We start from the raw sequence: 4,503 nt of genomic DNA, 5'->3' as shown, positions 1-4,503 counted from the left end.
TACTATATCTTTATCGACCCAGTCGTCACTATCTACAAACAAAACATATTTACCACTTGAAGCATCCAAACCATATTTTCTAGTAAGACTTGATCCACTATTTTTTATATTGTTGATAATTTTTATATCATCTTTTCTATTTGGGTATTTTTCAATGGTATCTTTCAAAATTTTTATAGAACTATCTGGAGTACAATCATTTACAAAAATATACTCTATATTGTTATAGTCTTGCTCTAAAAGCGTAGTTACACACTTTTTTATATATTTCTCCACATTATAAATAGGCACTATTATGGATATATCATAATCTTTCATTTATATATCTTTATAATTTTCTAAAATTTTTAATAAGTCTTAAAATAAATAGAGTAGTTTGCATAAATTTATTTTCACCCATGGCTATTTGAACTCTATAAAATTCGCAAAGAGTTCCTAGCATATCAATGCTACTAACTCCATCATTTGAAAATTTACCGACAATACTTTTTATAACTTTTATCTTTGCTCCATAATTTGCAGCAGTCAATACAAATAACTGATCTGCTACTATTGGAAATTTTCTTGAATAGTAACCAAGTTTTTGATGAAGACTTGTGCGATATATTGAACCTACAGCATGTCCAGAGATGTAGTGAGCTTGTGCCTTTAGCCATCTTGGCCCACTATTTGGCTCGATTTTGCCATTATTAGTATCAATACAAGCTGTTACTATGTCTACACCATCCCCCATGGCTTTCTTATAATCTTGAATAGCATTTGGATAAAGCTCATCATCAGCACCGATAACAAGATAGAATTCTCCATTACAAGCTTTTATGCCTCTATTTAAAGCATCATAAATCCCAAAGTCTTCGCCCGAAATTACTTTTATATTTATCCCACCAGTATTTTTTAAAATTTCTAAAGTCTTATCGCTAGACGCTCCATCAGAAATGATCCACTCAAAATCTTTATCGACTTGCTCTTGCAGACTTTTTATCAATCTAGGCAAGAATTTTTCTGCATTATAAGTTGCAGTAATTACGCTAAGTTTAGTTGGTTTTTCATTATAGTTTTTATAATAAATTTCTTGCAACACTAATAGGCCTTAATATAGACATTGATACTTTCTTAAATACCACTTGATAGTTTTCACTATTCCGCTATCAAAATTCTCATCTGCTCTCCATCCTAGATCATTTTCTATCTTACTCGCATCAATAGCATATCTCCTATCATGTCCGGCTCTATCTTTCACAAATGTGACTAAATCCTTATATGAGAAATTTGAAATCGGTACCTCTTTGTCCAAAATAGTTGTAATGGCATTAACTATTTCTATATTGGTCTTTTCGTTTCTTCCTCCAATATTATATGTTTCACCACTTTTTCCGCCATGAAATACGGCGTCTATTCCTTTACAGTGATCAAGCACATATAACCAATCCCTTACATTTTTGCCATCGCCATAGACCGGTATTGGCTTTTTTTCAAGGGCATTTTTTATAATTATCGGTATAAATTTCTCGTTGTGTTGCTTTGGACCATAGTTATTTGAACAATTTGTAATTACCGTATTTAGTCCATATGTCTCATGATATGATCTAACTATCATATCAGATGAGGCCTTAGATGCTGAATACGGAGAATTCGGTGCATACGGTGTTCTTTCGGTAAATAGTTCATCTGGATCAAGGCCAAGGGTTCCATAAACCTCATCTGTGCTAATATGATGAAACCTCGAGTTTTTATACTCCTCCTTATAACTAAACGAGCCTTTCATCCAATGCTTATAAGCCACATCTATCAAGGTAAAAGTTCCATTTATATTTGTCTGTATAAATACGTCTGGACTTTTTATTGAGTTGTCCACATGAGACTCAGCAGCGAAATGAATAACACTCTTCACATCATATTCTTTAAATATAAATTCTACCAATCCTCTATTACAAATATCTCCTTTGATAAATTTATAATTTTGATTTTTTTCACACTCTTTTAAATTTTCTAAATTCCCCGCATATGTCAGAAGATCCAAAATTACCAATCGATAGTATGGATGCTTTTCTAAAAAATACGGTACGAAGTTTGACCCTATGAAGCCGGCACCGCCAGTTACTAAAATGGTTTTCATGTATTAGCTACCTTTAGAAGATATTTTCCATAGCTATTTTTAGATAACTCATTTCCTAGTGCTATTAGCTGTTCTTTTGAAATATACCCATTTTTATAAGCTATCTCTTCTATACAAGCTATTTTCAGCCCTTGTCTTTTTTCTATTACCTCTATAAAATTACTAGCTTCCAGCAAACTTTCATGCGTTCCGGTATCAAGCCATGCATACCCTCTACCCAAAATCTCTACATATAGTTTTTCTTGCCTTAAATACTCTTGATTTATAGTAGTTATTTCCAACTCGCCTCTATCTGACGGTTTAACATTTTTAGCTATTTGTACGACGTCATTTGGATAAAAATACAAACCTATTACAGCATAGTTACTCTTTGGGCTCTTTGGTTTTTCCTCAATACTTATAGCCTTTTTATTTTTATCAAATTCAACAACGCCATAAGCCGATGCATCATCGACGTAATAACCAAACACAACGCCTTTTTTATCATGTTCTACTTTTTGCTTGCTATTTTCAAGTAGTTTTATTAGCCCTTCGCCATATATGAGATTATCGCCAAGTACCAAACAAACGTCATCATTTCCTATAAATTTTTCACCTATTATAAAAGCTTCTGCAAGTCCATTTGGATGATTTTGTATGGCATACTGGATATCTAATCCTAAGCCGCTTCCGTCTCCGAATATATCCTTAAATCTATCTATATCTTTTGGAGTAGAAATGATCAAAATTTCTTTGATATTAGCAAGCATAAGTACTGACAATGGATAATAGATCATTGGCTTATTGTAAATTGGCAACAACTGCTTAACTATACCCTTTGTGATTGGATAAAGCCTGGTCCCGCTTCCACCGGCTAAAATTATTCCTTTCATTTATGCCACCTATTCATAATATCGCAAATTTTTAATATATCTTCTTCCTTATGAAAATAAGATATAGGTAAACTTAAGGTCGTATTATGTATCTCTTCGCTTATTGGGTACTGGCCTTCTATTATGCCCTGCATAGATTTTTGTCTATGTGGTGGTAATGGATAATGTATTTCGGTTTTTACTTCATTTTCAAGAAGATAATTTTTTAGTTCATCTCTATTTTTATGTCTAACATTGAATATATGATAAACATCAAAATAATCCCTATCCACAACAGGTTTTATAAACCTATCATCCAAATTTTCTATATAGATCTTTGCTAGCTCTCTTTTATGATTTGTAATTTTATCTAAAATTTCAAGTTTGGCTGATAAAAAGCCAGCTTGAATTTCATCTAATCTTGAGTTATAGCCTAGTTCATCATTATAGTATTTTATAGCAGAGCCGTAGTTTCTAAGAGATCGAAATATCTTTGCTAAATTCTCATCATCTGTAGTGATAGCTCCGGCATCACCCAATGCCCCTAAATTTTTTGTTGGATAAAAACTAAAACATCCTATACCAAAACTACCAACAATTTTATTCTTAAATTTAGCTCCATGTGCCTGCGCCACATCTTCAATTATCTTTAAATCATACTTATTTGCAATAGAGCAAATTTTATCCATATTGCAAGCCTTACCATATAGATGTACAACTATAATCGCTCTTGTGTTTTTAGTTATTTTTTCTTCAATCTTATTTGGATCTATATTGTATGTATTTATATCGGGCTCAACCAAAATAGGTTTAAATCCATTTCTAACAATTGCTAAAATGGTTGCTATATACGTATTAGACGGTACTATTATCTCACTATTTTTAGGAAAATTACATGCATCTATTGCTAAGATTAGAGCGTCAAGACCACTTGCAACCCCTATGCAATGTTTTACATTACAAAAAGAGGCAAAACGTTCTTCAAATTTTTTTACTTGATCTCCTAGAATAAACCAACCGCTATTTAGGAAATCATTAAAACTCTCTTTATACTTATTAAATAACTTTTCATTCGCTAGTTTTAAATTTTCGTACTCAATCATTCAATGCTCCTCACTAATATAATCATCTTTATTATAAAACTCTGAGGCAAAAACTAATAGAGTAGAGCCTTTCGTAAATTTATCCATAGTATGCCAATCTTCTGGCTTGAGCAACAAGCACTTTGAAGGGCTATCTAGTAAAAATATTTCTTTTTTTTGCCCGTCATTGACATATACTTCACAACTTCCATCAAGACAAATTAAAGCTTGAATAGTCTTTTTATGCCTATGGCCGCCCCTTTTTTGAGTCACGCCATATATGCAATAAAATCTCTTTATCTCAAATGGAAGCAGCTTTTCCATGACTGTAAGCCCACCTCTTTCATCTTTAAATGTTGGCAAATCGATAATATAAGCCATTCATAGTCCTAAAATATAATTTTTATCGTAAACATTATAAGTATTTCTTATCAATCTTTTAATTTTTATAAGT

At 32.0% G+C, this 4,503-nt stretch carries 6 protein-coding genes; all 6 read right to left on the bottom strand.

The features are described from left to right. Positions 1-318 (bottom strand): glycosyltransferase family 2 protein (locus tag CYP54_RS06260; RefSeq protein ID WP_141108513.1); only part of this gene is annotated, 318 nt, incomplete at its 3' end. A gap of 10 nt (positions 319-328) precedes the next feature. Further along, positions 329-1,081 (bottom strand): glycosyltransferase, encoded by a 753-nt coding sequence (locus CYP54_RS06255; RefSeq protein WP_103604590.1) that lies wholly within the window; start codon positions 1,079-1,081, stop codon positions 329-331. A gap of 9 nt (positions 1,082-1,090) precedes the next feature. Beyond that, a complete protein-coding gene (gene rfbB, locus CYP54_RS06250) occupies positions 1,091-2,116 on the bottom strand; it encodes a dTDP-glucose 4,6-dehydratase (protein ID WP_103604589.1) in 1,026 nt (341 codons plus the stop codon). Continuing rightward, a complete protein-coding gene (gene rfbA, locus CYP54_RS06245) occupies positions 2,113-2,988 on the bottom strand; it encodes a glucose-1-phosphate thymidylyltransferase RfbA (protein WP_103604588.1) in 876 nt (291 codons plus the stop codon). Before rfbA ends, rfbB begins: the two co-directional genes overlap by 4 nt. Then, positions 2,985-4,070: a DegT/DnrJ/EryC1/StrS family aminotransferase gene (locus CYP54_RS06240; RefSeq protein WP_103604587.1), complete on the bottom strand. Its 1,086-nt coding sequence runs from the start codon at positions 4,068-4,070 to the stop codon at positions 2,985-2,987. Before CYP54_RS06240 ends, rfbA begins: the two co-directional genes overlap by 4 nt. Then, positions 4,071-4,430, bottom strand: a complete 360-nt coding sequence (locus CYP54_RS06235; protein WP_103604586.1) for a sugar 3,4-ketoisomerase — start codon at positions 4,428-4,430, stop codon at positions 4,071-4,073. Positions 4,431-4,503 lie beyond the last annotated feature (73 nt).

Origin of the sequence: Campylobacter concisus (assembly GCF_002914005.1) — a bacterium.
GTDB lineage: Bacteria > Campylobacterota > Campylobacteria > Campylobacterales > Campylobacteraceae > Campylobacter_A > Campylobacter_A concisus_N.
This window is presented reverse-complemented; position numbering and strand designations above follow the sequence as displayed.

Excerpts from the sequence above, each read along its gene's own strand:
- CYP54_RS06240 (WP_103604587.1), bottom strand. The coding sequence starts at position 4,070 with ATGATTGAGTACGAAAATTTAAAACTAGCGAATGAAAAGTTATTTAAT.
- rfbA (WP_103604588.1), bottom strand. The coding sequence starts at position 2,988 with ATGAAAGGAATAATTTTAGCCGGTGGAAGCGGGACCAGGCTTTATCCA.
- CYP54_RS06235 (WP_103604586.1), bottom strand. The coding sequence starts at position 4,430 with ATGGCTTATATTATCGATTTGCCAACATTTAAAGATGAAAGAGGTGGG.
- rfbB (WP_103604589.1), bottom strand. The coding sequence starts at position 2,116 with ATGAAAACCATTTTAGTAACTGGCGGTGCCGGCTTCATAGGGTCAAAC.